We start from the raw sequence: 15,900 nt of genomic DNA, 5'->3' as shown, positions 1-15,900 counted from the left end.
TTGCTTCAATGATTGAAATTACCAGATCAAGAGTGATATATTTGAAGATGATAATAATCAGAAAATTAACCTGCTAAAATCAGAAATTCCACATCCATTGCTGGAACAAGGAGGATCACCGGTGGCAACAGTACTAATAGTTGACGATGCTAAATTTATGCGCATGACGCTTGGAAATATGCTGAAAACAAGTGAACATAGAGTAATCGGAGAGGCCGAGACAGGCGCCCAGGCTATTGAAAAATACAGGGAGCTTCTCCCTGATATCGTCACGATGGATATCACCATGCCCGAAATGAGCGGGATTGAAGCTGTAAGACTTATTGTGAAAGAATATCCACATGCCAAAATCATCATGTGCTCGGCAATGGGCCAGCAGAAGCTTGTTGTCGAAGCGATAGAAGCCGGCGCAAAAGATTTCATTGTAAAGCCTTTTGATGAAAGCCGTGTTGTCGAGGCAATCAATAGAGCAATAAGTTAAATATAATTCCCCTCATCAGTGATGCAGGGGTTTTTTATATAAGGTTCTTTGTATGAAAAAGCCATATTTACGCTTTGCAAAACTATAAGCATATCCACTTTGAATCAAACCTATACTGTGGGAAGAAATAGTTTAGCCTTTTTTATGATCGATGGTGTCGGTGGTACCGTCATGGGAGTAGTTCGTAAACTTTGTTGCGATTTAACATTAAAGGCAAAAATATCGCCGTAAATCACCGAAACTAAAGATAAGAAAGAAAAGAGCTGCACCCTCTGATTGGAGAGAAAAACCTTAGTATCCGGAGATATCCGAAAGCAGCAATATATGCGAAAACAGTCTTTTGGAAGAGAGAGATGACGGCTGCTCCGGTTAAGGAAGCTCAGAGAAAGAAAAGCGCATTAAAAGAATGAAGGAAGCAGAGAAGAAGCTTGTATGACGCATAATAATTAATGATAACTTTCTTTTGTGCCAGTTGGTGTTTATAACCAGGACGAGGGAAAGATTCTGTTTGCACAACTGGATGGCGAGGCCTTGTTGATTGTTTAAGATGACCTGCGAATGGCTACTTGCGCTTTTGTGTTAATAGTCTATAATTAGTGTCGACACATGTAAATTATTTAAGAAGGATGATGACTATGTCCATGACGATTGCTTCATCCATTATTGCGATTGGTATGGGGTTCTTTGTAATTTTTATTAGAATGAAGGCCCAGAAAAAGCCGGTAACAGCCAGAAAGATTATCCTGCCGCCACTATTTATGAGCACAGGTGCACTTATGTTTCTTATCCCGATGTTCAGGGTCACCCTGGCAGAAATGGTCGAAGCATTGATTGTCGGCATGATCTTTTCTATATTCCTCGTCAAAACATCACGTTTTGAAGTTCGTGATAATGATATTTACCTAAAACGCTCAAAAGCTTTTGGGTTCATTTTAATTGGTTTGCTGCTAGTAAGGATTGCTGCAAAAATAGTATTAAGCAGCAGTATTGATTATGGCCAGCTCAGTGGGATGTTCTGGATTCTTGCCTTCGGGATGATTGTTCCATGGAGAGTTGCTATGTATATGCAGTATAAGAAACTGTTGGACGATAAAGATGAATTAACGACCAATACGATTTAAAGCATAAACCGGTACCTGGCCCTCTCGGCAGACTGCCGGTTTTTTTGATTTTAGAAAATCCCAACTATACCATCGGGGCTAGAGCTTTTAATGGGATTCAATAAGATAGAGTGGGGTGAAATGAAAATCACCTTCAAGGATATAATCAGAATCAGCTGAAGGAAGATAATTCGGCAGAACAATTACCAAAATCGAAGAAGGTGGCTGGTTTATGGACCAGTATCTGGGCGATGAAAATTATCTTTACAGTAGAATCACTTCGAAGTAATATTACTTAGATAGTATTGAGAGAAGCAGTATATCATGAAATACAATAAAAGGAGATATATTGTTAACCTGGATAAGAAGGTGGATAAAGCAGCAGCTGAGAGAGCAAACAAAGCAATTTAATAGATTCATTCTCTATAGGCTGATACCAATCAATTAAATAGAGTTATGGGAAGAATACATATACTCTTATCGGGCATCAGAAAGAATAAAAATTGTAGGAGATGGAACATTTGAATGAAATCATTATCGCCATTATATTGGGGATTATTGAAGGACTCACTGAGTTTTTGCCTGTATCATCTACTGGCCACTTGATTCTGGCTGGGCATTTTCTTGATTTTACTGGGGAGAAGGAAAAGACTTTTAGTATTTTTATTCAGCTTGGTGCCATTATGGCAGTGGTAGTTTACTATTGGAAACGAGTCCTGTCGATTTTGAAATTTAATTTCAAGGAGGGTCTTAACGTCCTTCATATCCTTTTTGCCATGCTTCCTGCGGTGATGGTCGGATTGCTGCTGCATGATCTGATTAAAGAATACTTGTTTTCACCACAGACTGTTATTGTTGCTCTTGCGGTTGGCGGTGTGCTGCTTATTTATGCAGAAAAGAAAAATCAACGTGTACTAACTGAAAGCTTGGATGAATTGACATACAAGCAGGCGTTTCGAATAGGATTTTTTCAATGCCTTGCCTTATTTCCTGGGTTTTCAAGAGCAGGGGCAACAATAGCGGGTGGGATTTTAAGCGGTGCAAATCATAAAACTGCTGCTGAGTTTTCTTTTTTGGTGGCAGTACCCATGATGTTTGCGGCCAGCGGACTGGATTTAGTTAAGAGTTATGAGGTAATATCAGTTTCTGATGTTGACATGTTCATGGCGGGATTCTTTTCGGCTTTCATAGTAGCATTGATTGCTATTATGTCATTTTTAAAACTTTTATCCAAAGTGAAATTGACTCCTTTTGCTTATTATCGTTTTGCCCTGGCAGCGGTTGTTGCCTTGTTTTTACTATAAATGGCTGTCTTCGATGGCTTTCTTAATTATAATGGATTTCCGCTCCAGGCGCACGACCCCGAGGAGCTGGGCGCTGGAACTAGACGACCGCAAGTCCCGCAGGAGATCGCACGCCTGCAGCGAAGATTCTTCTACGAGAAAGAGGGATAAGGGATAGAATAGCATTCAAAAGCAACAATCATTAAGAAAGGCTGTTTTCGCACCCATTGTTGCTTTAGGAAAATTCCAAGAGCCGGATCCCCCACTACGGATATTAAGGGTTTTCTATTTTATCGAAGAGAACAGCTCTTTTCTTTTCAAGACTATAAGGTTATTTCGTTGAATTATAGTTATTCTTTTCGGGATTAGTATCATTATCAACAAAGTTTATGAAAAGAGGCTGAAAAAAAAGGCTGAAACAGGAATTCCCGTTTCAGCCTTTTTGCTTTTTATATTTTTTATAGATAACCAGACCTGCCCCGAAGAAGATTAAATATAAAATGATAGGGATAATTAAAATGACACTCATTACAATAAATTCCTTTCCGCACTCTTAGAATAGATGTTCATAAGGTGCAGCATCAATATTCATTTCATCCAGTTTTTTTCTAAGAAATTTATGGTCCCTTTTGGGAGTGGCCATGATATATCCTCGGACGATCAGCTCCTGTGATATGAAAGAGGCCTTTTCTTTCAAAGCCAGCTCGCCGATTTTTCCAGCGATTTTTTGTTTGGCAACATCTCTGAACAGCTCCGGAACTGGGGATACCAATTCATTGAGAATTTCAACTTCCTTAGGACCCCATAAAGTATACGTTTTATTGACATAATATTCTTCCCAGTCTAAATCAGATCGTCCATCCTCTTTCGGCATGCGTTTCAAGAATTTCCTGAACATAAAGAAACCACCGATTGCAAACAAGGAAATAAGGACAACTACCCAGAAAAGGATGAAGATTAAAAACCAGCCTTCTAATTGCATGTTTTTTCACCTCAAAATTTCTGTAAAAGCCAATTATCGTCTTTCATTATAGACAAGCGGAGGGGCAGTGGCAAGAGGCAGTTTTAAAAAGCCGTCATTGTTGCTTTAATGTGCTAAAGTGAATTCTAAAACTTTTCACAAGTAAAATATTCCTTTTTCTTCAAGAGATGGTATACTGATTTTAGGATAATTGTGCGAAAATTAGGATATTACTATAAGAATGAATCGAAGGGTGACGAAATGGGTCGATATAAGGGTCGGATAACATCTTTTATAACGGTGGCTTTGTTTGTGGGTGCCTGGGATTACATCTTTTATTTTATATTGGAAAACGATCTTAACCTAATTGTCGATATTGTGTATACCATTCTCATTTTAGGAGCGGCAGTTTGGCTGGGCGGCTATTACGACCGTCATAAAAGAAACCTCGAACAGCTGAAGGAAAGCGAAGAGAAGTACCGTACATTATCTGATGAGATGAGCCTTGTTCTGGAGGAAATAGACGAAGTGGTGTTTCGTACTGATTCCCAAGGACAATTTCAATTTCTTAATCCTGCCTGGGAGAGTTTTTCAGGTTATTCAGTCCATGAAAGTTTGAATGCGAATGCTCTCCATTTTTTACCTTTGCAGCAGCGCCATGAAGTTCTGCCGATAATCAGGATAAGCATTAAAGAAAAGGCAGGCAGTACAAAAGTAGAGGTACTCTATAGAACGAAAGACGGCGGGAATTATTGGGCGGAACTTCATATCAAACTTAATTATGATGACAAAGGAGTCTTCAAGGGAACAATAGGCACTATTTCAGATATAACCCATAGAGTATATGCTGAAGAAGAGCTTATGAAAATAAATGAAAACCTTGCTGTACAATCACAAAAGCTGTCGATTGCCGGGCAGCTGGCTGCAGGAATCGCACATGAAGTCAGAAACCCCCTTACAGCCATAAACGGCTTTCTTCAACTAATGAAATCTGATTCAAATACGAATCAGTATTATTTAGACATAATCTTTGCGGAAATTAAGAGGATTGAAATGGTTTTAAGTGAATTGCTCATGCTCGCAAAACCACAGGCAGTCCAATTCAAGGAGAAAAATGTCCTTCATATTCTTCAACAGGTTACAGCCTTGCTGCAGACCAATGCTACGTTATTCGATGTTTCGATCCACCAGCAGTTCACGAAAAAGGAACTTTTTATAAAATGTGACGAAAATCAGATCAAACAGGTGTTTATCAATCTGATTAAAAATGCCATTGAAGCACAGCCAGAGGGCGGCAACATCTACATATCGGCAAATGAACTCAATGGACAAGTACTGCTGACCTTTCAAGATGAAGGAAACGGCATGGATGAAAAGACCTTAAATAAACTTGGTGAGCCTTTTTATACAACAAAAGAGAAGGGCACTGGACTTGGCTTCATGGTGTGTCTCAGAATATTGAAAGATCACCACGGAACCATCCATGTCCAAAGTGAAAAAGGAAAAGGAACTACTTTTGATCTGACTTTGCCTGCTGCTCTCCCCAAAAAATCAAAGAGAGCAAAAGAGGGAACAAAAGAAAAAGTTTAAGCTGTGAAAACAAGTGCTCTTAAATATACCGAATTATTATTATGACTTGTTATAATCAAAGATAAAGTCAACTTTCCCTTCCTTAATAGGAAGAAAAGTTGACTTTTTTCTTTGGAAGCAATGTATATGCTGCTCTCTTTACTACTTAAACTATAGAAGGATTTTAAGAACATTTGCCAGTCGGTGCTGAAATGGTCCTTTTTCACCTAGTGGATGGAAAGTCGCTGATTCAATCCAGTGACCGGTGGCACTTATCCATGTCTTTTAGTATTTTGGATAATAAATAGAGGAAAAAGGTTCGGGTATCCAATGAAAACATGACAGGCCTCTATCAAAATAAAGCCCATTCCATCAGGCTTGTACCCAAGTGGAGTAGGCATCTTGAATGGAAACCAACACTCTTACATACCATCTGAAGCGGGAAAGATGCGATTCTGCAATTAAAGGTATCTTTGGTGGACTTGTTCAGTGACCTTGTAAGAACATCACAGCTTTTTAAATTTGGGAAATATTCCCGAAGGCTATGTGGAGGGACTTAAAGTTTAAAATGAAAAATATCGGGAAAGAAAAAACTAAGACCATATATAAATATTGCTTAGGAGGATGTTTTTTATGACACAAACAGTATCGTATAATAACACGAATGTTTCATCAAACGAAGAAGAGAAGAACGGAAAGCTTGTAAAAGGAATGGTATTGGGAGCGGTAGTTGGCGGAGCGTTAGCCATGCTTGACTCTACAACAAGACAAAAAGTGACTTCCAATACGAAAAGCATGAAAGACTCCACGATGGACATGGTTGGACAAGTAAGAAATGACCCATCTGGAGTTAAGAGCGACCTGCAAGATCGTTTAAGTTCAGCTCAATCTGTATTGAAAGAAGCTATCAATGATGCTCAAAATCTTTATGAAAAGGTAAACGGAGATATTGTCGGGCAGGTCAATCAAGTTAAAGAAGAATCCACAGAAATTCTTTCAACTGCCAAAGAAGCTACTTCAGACCTAAAAGACATCGGAGGAAAGGTAAAGGAGGCTGGGGAAGAAGTAATGGATGAAAGCTCCAGTCAATCAGGCGGAAGCGTGAATAGCAGTTCAACTTCAAACAACAGCCCAGGCTTTAACAACACTTCTTCTTCTGATAGTTCAGAAAAAAAAATACCTGGACAGCTTGGATAAAAAAACCGGTTTTTACCGGTTTTTTTTACTGTTTAAATTGAGCTGGTTTCGGAAAAACTTAAAAGTTTATGTTGGAGGTGGTCTCACTCGAATTTTGGAGAGCAGCCTGTGAGAATTCATGGATTTAATACTACTGAAATTTCCTATCCTCACTCTCTGCTTTCACCCTTACTAGTGAGATAATTCCTCTCACCATTAAAAAGGTGATATTTAAAGATGTAAAAGTAAAAATCCAGCTCCATCCTTTTTTGTATTGAATCAAGTTGGTTTTCCTCTCCAGCCATTGTTCAACCATAGTCATAGGAACACTGAAATAGAGGACTCTTATTAAAATAGTTTTAAAGTTCTTTTGATAAGTGGCCAGATTGTAATAAACACAGGTAATAGGAAATAATAAATAGTCAAAAATAAAGCTTGTATCAAATATTTTGATCAATTTGAGAGGATATTTTATATAACCTTTCTTAACCACAAACTTATCTAAAATTGAAGAAATATACCCCTTTACAAGGAAAATAATCAGCCAGTCCTTGATAGGGGGTTTTCGTAGAATATTCATGAAGGAAAGTAACCCAAAACCCAGTAAAAAGAGTAAAATCTTTTTCTCATTCCTCTTTTTCACCCTAATCCCCCTATTTTGAGATTCGAAATCGAATCATGTGGTAAAATCTTAATGCTTGTATATTTTAATTTCTTCTTCTTTCGAAAAAATATACAAAAAGTAGTACACATTATCATGTGAATAAGAGGGTAGAAAGGCGGAAGGATCAATGGGGCTGCTGATGGATTTATCAGGCATAGTTATTGGGGTCATTTTATTCTTTGCAGCTTATCGGATGTATAAGAAAGGCAGGAACTAACCCATTTCAACGAAAAATGACCTTAGAGGAAACCTCTAAGGTCAATGTAAATTCTATAGAAATTGTAGTTAAATTTGGCGGGACTGCCTGGGAATCGAACCCAGCGGAGACGGCACGCGCCTCCCAAGCGGTTTTGAAGACCGAGGCATGCACCAGCAACACAATCAGCCCCACAAGAATAATATCAGCATTCTCTATTATGTAGAATTTCCGGAAGAATTTCAAGCAGTAAGTATTGGTTACTTTTATTCAGAAATAATACAAAATTTCCAAGATTTAAACTTTATGGAAATGAAGGACAATTCCTTTACCTGCCTGATATTCCCATGATAAGATACTTATCGGCTGAAACTTGTGAGGTTGCATGGGCAGCAGCACAGATTTTGCCGGAAAACTATTCAACATGGGCAATTCAGAAAGGATGAAGAACATGAAAAAATTATGGTGGTTAGGATTAGCTATTTTGTTAGCGGTTGCAGGTTGTTCGAACAATGGAGAAAATAATGCAGCGGACAATAATAGTGCAGACAATGCAGAAGAAACTGAGTCAACAGAAGAAACTGCTGATGTATCCGGAGCAATGATGGATTTTTACTTGAATATGACAAGTACTCTTAACGGAGTAGATAATGAATTAAATGAGTTTGAAGCTGCTATGGGTGGAGAAGAAGCTCCTAGTGCTGAAATGAAAGAAGCTGCTGCAGCATCAGCAACTGCATCAAGTGAAGCAGTACAAGGGATGGAAGTTTCAGAAGAGCTTTCTCAGTATGAGGAAGAATTAGAAACATTCAAATCCACACTTGCCGAATCTTATGATATGAAAGCTGCTGAGCTGCAAAATGAAGAAGTAAACTTTGAAGCGGCTAATGAAAAATTCACAGAAGCTGAAGAGCAAATCGGCAGCTTGCTTGAAGAAGCCGGATTGGTTAAATCTTCTCTTAGCAATGATGTTAACGGATAATTAAAGGCTTAAAAGGATTGTTTCTAAAAAGGGAGCAATCTTTTTTTTTGTTTTCGTAAGGCTCTTTTCGTAAACTTTGTTGCTATTTGATACTAATTTCAGAAAAAAACAACCTTAAGTCACCGGGATAACCTAGTTAACATGTATCTGGGGATATCCGAAAGCAACAATGTATACGAAAACAGCCTTTCGTATACATTTCGCTGTTCTAAACCTAATGGGTTTCCGCTCCAGGCGAGCAACCACGAGGGGGAAGGCGCTGGAACTAGATGCCCGCTAGTCCCGCAGGAGGTCGCACGCCTTACGCTCCAGTTCTGCTTGGTAAAAATGAGGAAGAGTTTTATCTCTTATCGAGGGTAGCTTTTTTCTTTTCGGTGGTTACCAGTTTTCACCCCTCTTAATATGGATATTTTTTCGGAAATAGTAACAAAAAAACAAAGTTTACGAAAAGAGCTTTTAGAAAAGAGTTTTTTTCATCTTGCTTATCTGCAGGGTATGGTTTTTTCTATTTTCTTATTAGCGTAATACATGTGTATAAATGGCTGTGGGTGAGAGTAGCTAGTCTACTACGAGCTTCAGCGGGTGTGGAGAGCTGATTAAGAAAGGAAATACTACTCTCCCAGATCAAAGAAAACGTTATTACTGCAGCATCCTCCGTAAATTCATGCCAACCCATCAAAGTGTAACAAACACCGGGGAATATTTGATATAATACGAATAGAATATTTGTTCGGAGAGGTGATTAGGATGAAGTTTATACATACAGCTGACTGGCATTTGGGAAAGCTGGTTCATGGAATCTATATGACTGAACAGCAGCGGGAAGTTTTATATCAATTTGTTCAATTGGTAGAAGATGAACAGCCTGACGCAGTGGTTATCGCTGGTGATCTATATGACCGTTCGGTACCGCCAACGGAAGCTGTTGAATTACTTGATGAAATTTTATACAAAATCAATGTGGAGTTAAAAATCCCAGTAATAGCTATATCGGGAAATCATGATAGTGCTGAAAGGCTGTCTTTCGGTACGTCGTGGTATAAACAGAGCCGTTTATATTTAAAAGGAAAACTAACGAATGATCTTACTCCAATAGAAGTGGAAGGTGTTCATTTTCACTTAATTCCTTATGCAGACCCTGGAATCGTCAGACAGCTCCTTCAAGATGATTCCATTCACTCCCATCACGATGCCATGCAGGCTCTCGTTGGTGAAATCGAAAAGAATATGGACACATCACTGCCACAGGTATTCGTAGGTCATGCCTTTGTTCTTGGAGGAAAAACCTCTGACTCTGAAAGAACTTTGTCTGTGGGAGGTTCAGGATGTGTAGGCTCTGAATTATTTGATCCTTTCCACTATACTGCCCTTGGACATCTTCATAGTCCGGATGCCATCAAGCACGCTAGAGTGAAGTATTCTGGTTCACTATTAAAATACTCTTTTTCTGAAGCTAAACAGAGAAAAGCTGTTTCAATTGTTGAAATCGATTCAAAGGGAAATATCTCGATAGAAGAAAAAACTTTAACACCCAAACAGGACATGCGTGAGATAGAAGGGTTTATGGAGGAGCTATTAGATCCCCATTTTTTCAACGATCAAAAAACAGATGACTTTCTGAAAGTGACTCTGCTTGATGAGGGAGCGCTTATCGATCCAATCAATAAATTGCGCCAGGTATACCCCAATGTTCTTCATTTAGAAAAAAAAGCAGAACAATACGATTTAAGAAGGAAAGAGAATTATTCTACAGTCAAGGATGAGAGAAAGACAGAGTTGGAACTATTTCAGCAGTTTTACAATGAAATGACCACTTCTGATTTTTCAGAAGAGAAGAAACAAATGATGATCAATGTCATTGAGAAGGCGAAGAGGGAGGCTGAAAAGAAATGAAACCATTACAACTGACCATGCAGGCGTTCGGGCCTTACCCTGCTGCCGAAACGATTGACTTTCAGCTTCTTGAAAACAGGACGATGTTTGTCATTTCCGGAAAAACTGGGTCTGGAAAAACAACCATTTTTGATGGGATATCCTTTGCCATCTATGGAAAAGCCTCGGGAGAAGACAGGAACGGCAACGATCTCCGCAGTCAATTTGCAGATGACAACGACTTGACCGAAGTGTCTCTGACTTTTTCCTTAAGGAGCAGGACGTACCTCATTACCAGATCTCCTCAACAGGAAAAAAAGAAAGCACGTGGTGAAGGGTTCACAACCGTCAATGCAAAAGCAGAGTTTTATTCAATCGATAAACATGGCGAGAAAAAACTGCTGGCGGCGAACGTCAGAGATGTCGATGAAAAAATAAAAGAAATCATTCAGCTTGATGCAAACCAGTTCAGGCAGATTCTCATGATTCCGCAGGGAGAGTTCCGTAAGCTTCTGACTTCTGACAGCAAAGATAAAGAAGCGATTCTTCAACGTCTTTTTCATACAGAGTTCTATAAAAACATCCAGGATAAATTAAAAGAAGAAAGTGATCTTTTAAAAAGAGATGTAGAAAAAGCGGTGGAAGACAGAACGAGAAATCTGCTGGGTATACATCCCGAGCAAAATGTAGCATTAAGGGAGCTTCTTCTGGAGGAACCCCTAAACGACACATTAATAATAGAAAAACTTCAATATCACAACACAGATATGAATAATGCTCTGAATGAATTAAGCCAGCTCTTTGATAAAAAGCAGAAAGATAGAGATCAGCTTCAAAAACAGATCGTACACGCGCAGAAACTGGTAGAACAGTTTGAGAAGAGGAGAGTCCTTAGAAAACTAAAACAAACCCTTGAAAATAAGAGGGAAGATATAGAACGGTTGAAGGCCGAAATCAAAAAAGCTCATCAAGCAGACAAGCTGTTAAAACAGGATGAATACTGCCATAGGTTGAATCGTGAATTAAAATCGGTAGAACAAGAATTAGAGAAGCTCCACATTCAACAGCGTGAGTTAACAATCAATATGCATACTGCACGGGAGAAATGGGAGCGAGAACAGAAAAAGGAAGAGAAGAGAAAGGAAGCAGGAAAGAAGGTCAATACCCTGGAAAGCCTGCGGGAGGATGTTTTCTCCTACGGACAATTAGAGGATGAGGTCTCCAAACTTGACGGACAGCGGAAGCGGTTGAAGGTCGAAATGAAACAGGCTGTAGAAGGCCTGTCTGCTAAGAAGAAAATTCTTCAGGAGCAGGAGGAAAGAAAAGCCGCCTTGGAAAACCTCCGGGTTGAGATGTTTGAAATAGAAAAAGCGATTTCCGAACTGCACAGCAGCGAGAAGTTACTCTTGCATTATCAAAAAATAGCAAAAGAAAGCATTCTCCTGAAACTTAATCTGGAAAAGCGGAACCAACAGCAAAAGCATGCCGTTCAAGAACTTGAAGATGCCCGTTCCACATTGAATTGGCTGGAAGGCAAATGGAATAAAGCGCAAGCAGGTATACTTGCTTCCAGCCTTAATGAGGGAGACCCCTGTCCAGTATGCGGATCCGAGCAGCATCCTGTTCTTGCACATCTGCAGGAGGACCTCCCTCATGAAAAGGATATTAAAGCAGCAAAAGAAATGGCAGGGGAAAAAGAAAAACTCTCAAATGAATCCAGCAGAAGCTTTTATGAGATTGAAGCTCAATACACATCGATTCAAACCCAAAAACGGGAAGCATTGAGTGAAATTACTGAAATGATTGAAGGAATCAAAGAAGAGCATATCGATAGCGAACTAGAGTCGGTAAGAAGCCTGATGGATGCGAAAAAAACAGACTTAAAGACAGGCAGACAGCAGCTTAGCGGTCTCCAGCTTCTTATTAAAAATATCGAAGAGAATAAGAGGTCCATTGAGCAGCAGGATAAAATAATCGAACAGCTTACAAAGGATGAACAGAATTTATCTGAAAATTATTATGCCAAGAAGGGTGCATTAGAGAGCAGAAGGTCGGCCATTCCCCCCGAGATCAGAACCAGGGAGAAATTCACCCAGGCACTGCATGCAGCCGAGAAGGAATTGAACCTATTAAAAACCTCATATGAAAAAGCTCAGGAAGTCTACAATCGCCTGAGTAAAGATGTTTCTGTTAATGAAGTCCAAGTGAATGACCGGCAGGCTGCTGTGGATAAACTTAAAACAGAGATGGAAGATGAACGGAATAAATTCCTTCAAATACTGGAAGAACAAGGTTTTGAAAGCTACAGGGCATTTCAGGAAGCCAAAAGAACCGATTCTGAAATCAGTTCAATGGAAAAAGGTGTGAGCAGTTACGGGGAGGAAGTCCGCTCGGTGAAGGACAGGCTTGAAGAACTCGAAAAAGCTCTTCAGGATTCAGAAGAACCCCGCCTTGAAGAACTTCAGCAGCAATTCACCTTTATGAACGAAGAATTAAAAAGACTGAACGAAGACTATAATTCCATGAAAATGAGGAAATCTGAAAACGAAGCGATCTTAGAATATGTCCTTCAACTTAACAAGAAGATGAAAGATATGGAAAATAGATACAGCCTTGCCGGTCATCTTGCCGAGATGGCACGAGGACATAATGCACATCGTCTTACATTTGAACGCTATGTCCTTGCCTCTTTTTTAGAGGATATTTTGTTGGTGGCAAACGAAAGGCTGATGAAGATGACATCGGGAAGATACAGGCTGATCAGGAAAAAAGATAGAAGTAAAGGGAATGTCCAAAGCGGCTTGGAGCTGCTTGTCTTTGATCAATATACAGGACAGGATCGTCATGTAAAAACTCTTTCAGGAGGCGAAAGCTTCAAAGCAGCACTTTGCCTGGCGCTCGGTCTTGCTGACGTCGTTCAGCAGTATGCGGGGGGTGTTTCCCTGGAAACAATGTTTATTGATGAAGGGTTTGGCACACTGGACCCCGAATCTCTTGACCATGCGATTGAAGCACTGATGGATATTCAAAGCAGTGGTCGTTTAGTCGGTCTGATATCACATGTTCCAGAGCTGAAAGAACGAATTGATGCACGATTGGAAGTCATCTCTTCACAAACAGGCAGTACCACCAGATTTCACTTTTTAGCTTAACATTGCGGCAAGGACTTGGTCGTTTTCCAATTCCTTGCCTTTTTAGGCAGGCTTTTTTCGTTAACTTTGTTGCTGTTTGATACTAACTCCGAAGAAATATAAATATCAATAAGGTGAAATACGGTAATACCTAAAAAAGAGCTGTTCTTCCACGATAAGAAATAAAACTCTTAGTATCCGGGGGAAACCGGCTCTTGGAGATTTTTTCGAAAGCAACACTATATGCCAAAACAGCCTTTGGGTAAGGATATTTTTTTGAGGGAAAACGATATCGCCCTCTACCTATGCTGCTGCAGTTTACCTAGAAGAATGGAAGGGTATCTCAAAGGGCAGCCAATTGTGTGAGGAAAGTGCTTTCTATTGGCAGAATTTTCTCCTAATATAGAGATAGCAAAGAAGAGGAGGTTTTCACAGAAGATGGTATTGTTCTTTTTTACCTTGTGCATTTTACTTGCTGCTGCAGCGTCTTTTTTTTGGAGCTGGAAGCGCCTGCTGGATTTTAACAGTTATAAGAAGCCTTTTCTGGAAGGAACCATTCTGAATTTCATTATTCTGCTGTCAGGGTCGTTGTGGTGGACGTTCATTTCCGGCAGCTCTGAAGAAAGATGGACAGGTATTTTTTATTTTCTGATTTGCTTCCTGGTTATTTTGGTTTTAAATGGAGCGGTTTTGGCATTTTTATATTCCAAAAGGAAGGATACACCTTCATGAATAAAATTGGGATTGATGCCGGTGGTACGCTTGTTAAAGTTGTTTATCAAGAAAGAGGGGAAAGGCATTACAAGACCTTCCTTTCCAATGAAACAGATTCCTTCAGCCTGTGGATTCGCTGGCTTTCCCCTAACTCGCAACTCTGCGTTACGGGAGGAAGGGCCGCGAGAATAAAAGCCCATATTGAGAATGCGGTTGAAATACCTGAATTTAATGCAGTATGCTCCGGTGCAGCCAGCCTGCTATATGAAGAGCATAAGAAAAAGGAACCTTTTATTTTGGCTAATATTGGAACCGGCACTTCCTTGTTCTTAGTAGATCCCATTAAGGACAAGCAGCGCCGCCTCACCGGTACAGGTATGGGAGGAGGAACCATCATGGGCCTGGGAAGGTTATTGAGCATTCAGTATACCTTTTCGGATATCATTCAAGCAGCAGAATCAGGTAACCGTGAAAAGGTTGACTTGCTGGTAAAGGACTTGTACGAAAACGAGAAGCCTCCCATTCCGGGTCACCTTACCGCTGCCAACTTTGCTGGTGATTTTACTGATGAGGTATCTCCGGCAGATGCATTGAGATCTTTAATCAATATGGTGGCAGAAAATATCATTCTTCTATCCTCAAGGGAAGCTGAAGCGGCGGGAACCAAAACAATCGTGTTTTCAGGGGGAGCGCTGAAAGGAAATCCTTTATTAGTGAAAGACCTTGGACAATTTCAGGATATATTAAACTATGATCTTGTTTTTTTAAAAGAAGGAGCCTTTGCTGGAGCAATAGGCTGTTTATTGTGAGATAAATACTGTTAGAAAACGATAAGAATTATTGTAGCGGCTGGCTTTCCCCCTGCAGTCACCATTCGCGCTGAAGTATGGTGTTTGTGCGCTAATCACCCTGCTATATTATTCCCTTTGTAGAAATTGGTTTATTGATTCTCCAAAAGTTCTACAAGAAGGCAATGATACTTGCACCTAAAGGGTTTTGGGGAACTCTTCACAAAATATTCAAGTATAATTAGTGGAACGGATTGTTTTAATCCTTCGTTTCATCTACCATAGATTAAGAAAACAATTGTATGAAGAAAAGTGTTTTGGAGGGATATCCTTGGTTAAGAAGATGGTGCTGCTGTCCTTCGTGCTCATTGCTGCCGCTTTTTTGGCTGCCTGCGGAAACGGCGGTTTCAAAGCTGATCATAATTGGCAGGTGCAAGATTTTAGTTATACGAATCAGCACAATGAAACAGTCAGTTTAGACGATTTAAAAGGGAAAGTATGGCTGGCCGACTTTATTTTCACGAACTGTGAAACGGTTTGTCCGCCAATGACGTATAATATGACTCTGCTTCAAGAAGAGCTGCAAGAGAAGGGTATTGAAGACTACCAAATTGTATCCTTCAGTGTCGACCCTGAAGTGGATACGCCTGAAGCCTTATCGGAATATATCAGTAAATACGATGCTGATACAAGTAAATGGGATCTAGTAACAGGTTATACACAAGACCATATTTCAAAATTTGCCGAAAAGTCTTTTAAATCTCTTGTGGCGGATGCCCCGAATACTGACCAGGTTGTCCACCAGACAAGCTTCTATTTAGTGAATCAAGAGGGAAGAACGGTAAAGAGCTACAGTGGTTATGAAGAAGTGCCGTTTGACCAGATTGCCCTGGATATTGAAGCGTTAATCAAAGAGGGAAATAAATGAGGATTACTTTAAGGACTGCTGACTCACAAGCAGTCCTTTATTTGTATGCTGCTTA

General features: G+C 39.9%; 13 protein-coding genes and 1 tRNA gene. 11 read left to right on the top strand and 3 right to left on the bottom strand.

What is annotated here, in order from left to right:
• The first annotated feature begins 121 nt into the window (after nt 1–121).
• From FZC78_RS12455 to FZC78_RS12445, 3 genes are all read left to right on the top strand, one after another.
• A complete protein-coding gene (locus FZC78_RS12455; protein WP_148940037.1) occupies nt 122–481 on the top strand; it encodes a response regulator in 360 nt (119 codons plus the stop codon).
• A gap of 635 nt (nt 482–1,116) precedes the next feature.
• Complete coding sequence (locus tag FZC78_RS12450; protein WP_148940036.1) at nt 1,117–1,602, top strand: CcdC family protein; 486 nt, start codon at nt 1,117–1,119, stop codon at nt 1,600–1,602.
• Between the two features lie 500 nt (nt 1,603–2,102).
• Nucleotides 2,103–2,885: an undecaprenyl-diphosphate phosphatase gene (locus tag FZC78_RS12445; RefSeq protein ID WP_148940035.1), complete on the top strand. Its 783-nt coding sequence runs from the start codon at nt 2,103–2,105 to the stop codon at nt 2,883–2,885.
• Nucleotides 2,886–3,417: 532 nt separating this feature from the next.
• On the opposite strand, the gene FZC78_RS12440 is transcribed toward FZC78_RS12445, so the two are convergent.
• Nucleotides 3,418–3,846 carry a DUF2621 domain-containing protein gene (locus FZC78_RS12440; RefSeq protein WP_148940034.1) on the bottom strand — a complete coding sequence of 143 codons (429 nt, stop codon included), beginning with the start codon at nt 3,844–3,846 and terminating at the stop codon, nt 3,418–3,420.
• Nucleotides 3,847–4,086: 240 nt separating this feature from the next.
• Here FZC78_RS12440 and FZC78_RS12435 point away from each other — a divergent pair, with 240 nt between their 5' ends.
• Both FZC78_RS12435 and FZC78_RS12430 read left to right on the top strand, forming a co-directional pair.
• Complete coding sequence (locus FZC78_RS12435; RefSeq protein WP_148940033.1) at nt 4,087–5,415, top strand: ATP-binding protein; 1,329 nt, start codon at nt 4,087–4,089, stop codon at nt 5,413–5,415.
• A 612-nt stretch (nt 5,416–6,027) separates the two neighbouring features.
• Nucleotides 6,028–6,591, top strand: a complete 564-nt coding sequence (locus FZC78_RS12430; protein ID WP_148940032.1) for a YtxH domain-containing protein — start codon at nt 6,028–6,030, stop codon at nt 6,589–6,591.
• Between the two features lie 130 nt (nt 6,592–6,721).
• On the opposite strand, the gene FZC78_RS12425 is transcribed toward FZC78_RS12430, so the two are convergent.
• Nucleotides 6,722–7,213 carry a CBO0543 family protein gene (locus FZC78_RS12425; RefSeq protein ID WP_148940031.1) on the bottom strand — a complete coding sequence of 164 codons (492 nt, stop codon included), beginning with the start codon at nt 7,211–7,213 and terminating at the stop codon, nt 6,722–6,724.
• Between the two features lie 313 nt (nt 7,214–7,526).
• A tRNA-Sec gene (locus FZC78_RS12420) sits at nt 7,527–7,623 on the bottom strand.
• 258 nt (nt 7,624–7,881) lie between these two features.
• On the opposite strand from FZC78_RS12420, the gene FZC78_RS12415 reads away from it, so the two are divergent.
• The 6 genes from FZC78_RS12415 to FZC78_RS12395 all read left to right on the top strand — a co-directional run bounded on the left by FZC78_RS12415 (nt 7,882) and on the right by FZC78_RS12395 (nt 15,845).
• Complete coding sequence (locus tag FZC78_RS12415) at nt 7,882–8,412, top strand: hypothetical protein (RefSeq protein ID WP_148940030.1); 531 nt, start codon at nt 7,882–7,884, stop codon at nt 8,410–8,412.
• A 747-nt stretch (nt 8,413–9,159) separates the two neighbouring features.
• On the top strand, nt 9,160–10,305 hold the full coding sequence (locus tag FZC78_RS12410; RefSeq protein WP_148940029.1) for an exonuclease SbcCD subunit D: 1,146 nt from the start codon (nt 9,160–9,162) through the stop codon (nt 10,303–10,305).
• Nucleotides 10,302–13,436, top strand: coding sequence for an AAA family ATPase (locus FZC78_RS12405; protein ID WP_148940028.1), 3,135 nt, complete (start codon nt 10,302–10,304; stop codon nt 13,434–13,436). Before FZC78_RS12410 ends, FZC78_RS12405 begins: the two co-directional genes overlap by 4 nt.
• A gap of 417 nt (nt 13,437–13,853) precedes the next feature.
• Nucleotides 13,854–14,147, top strand: coding sequence for a hypothetical protein (locus tag FZC78_RS23710; RefSeq protein ID WP_187444928.1), 294 nt, complete (start codon nt 13,854–13,856; stop codon nt 14,145–14,147).
• Nucleotides 14,144–14,938, top strand: a complete 795-nt coding sequence (gene coaW, locus FZC78_RS12400) for a type II pantothenate kinase (protein ID WP_187444927.1) — start codon at nt 14,144–14,146, stop codon at nt 14,936–14,938. The genes FZC78_RS23710 and coaW overlap by 4 nt, the downstream gene beginning before the upstream one ends.
• 310 nt (nt 14,939–15,248) lie before the next feature.
• Entirely contained in the window at nt 15,249–15,845 is a 597-nt protein-coding gene (locus FZC78_RS12395) for an SCO family protein (protein ID WP_148940026.1), read from the top strand.
• The last annotated feature ends 55 nt before the right edge of the window (nt 15,846–15,900 follow it).

It is taken from the genome of Rossellomorea vietnamensis (assembly GCF_008180415.1).
Lineage (GTDB): Bacteria > Bacillota > Bacilli > Bacillales > Bacillaceae_B > Rossellomorea > Rossellomorea vietnamensis_C.
Note: the sequence above shows the minus strand (reverse complement) of the source record. Positions and strands in the feature narration are given on the sequence as shown.

Coding starts and splice junctions, on each gene's coding strand:
- FZC78_RS23710 (WP_187444928.1), top strand. CDS start 13,854: ATGGTATTGTTCTTTTTTACCTTGTGCATTTTACTTGCTGCTGCAGCG.
- FZC78_RS12450 (WP_148940036.1), top strand. CDS start 1,117: ATGTCCATGACGATTGCTTCATCCATTATTGCGATTGGTATGGGGTTC.
- FZC78_RS12440 (WP_148940034.1), bottom strand. CDS start 3,846: ATGCAATTAGAAGGCTGGTTTTTAATCTTCATCCTTTTCTGGGTAGTT.
- FZC78_RS12410 (WP_148940029.1), top strand. CDS start 9,160: ATGAAGTTTATACATACAGCTGACTGGCATTTGGGAAAGCTGGTTCAT.
- FZC78_RS12435 (WP_148940033.1), top strand. CDS start 4,087: ATGGGTCGATATAAGGGTCGGATAACATCTTTTATAACGGTGGCTTTG.
- coaW (WP_187444927.1), top strand. CDS start 14,144: ATGAATAAAATTGGGATTGATGCCGGTGGTACGCTTGTTAAAGTTGTT.
- FZC78_RS12415 (WP_148940030.1), top strand. CDS start 7,882: ATGAAAAAATTATGGTGGTTAGGATTAGCTATTTTGTTAGCGGTTGCA.
- FZC78_RS12430 (WP_148940032.1), top strand. CDS start 6,028: ATGACACAAACAGTATCGTATAATAACACGAATGTTTCATCAAACGAA.
- FZC78_RS12405 (WP_148940028.1), top strand. CDS start 10,302: ATGAAACCATTACAACTGACCATGCAGGCGTTCGGGCCTTACCCTGCT.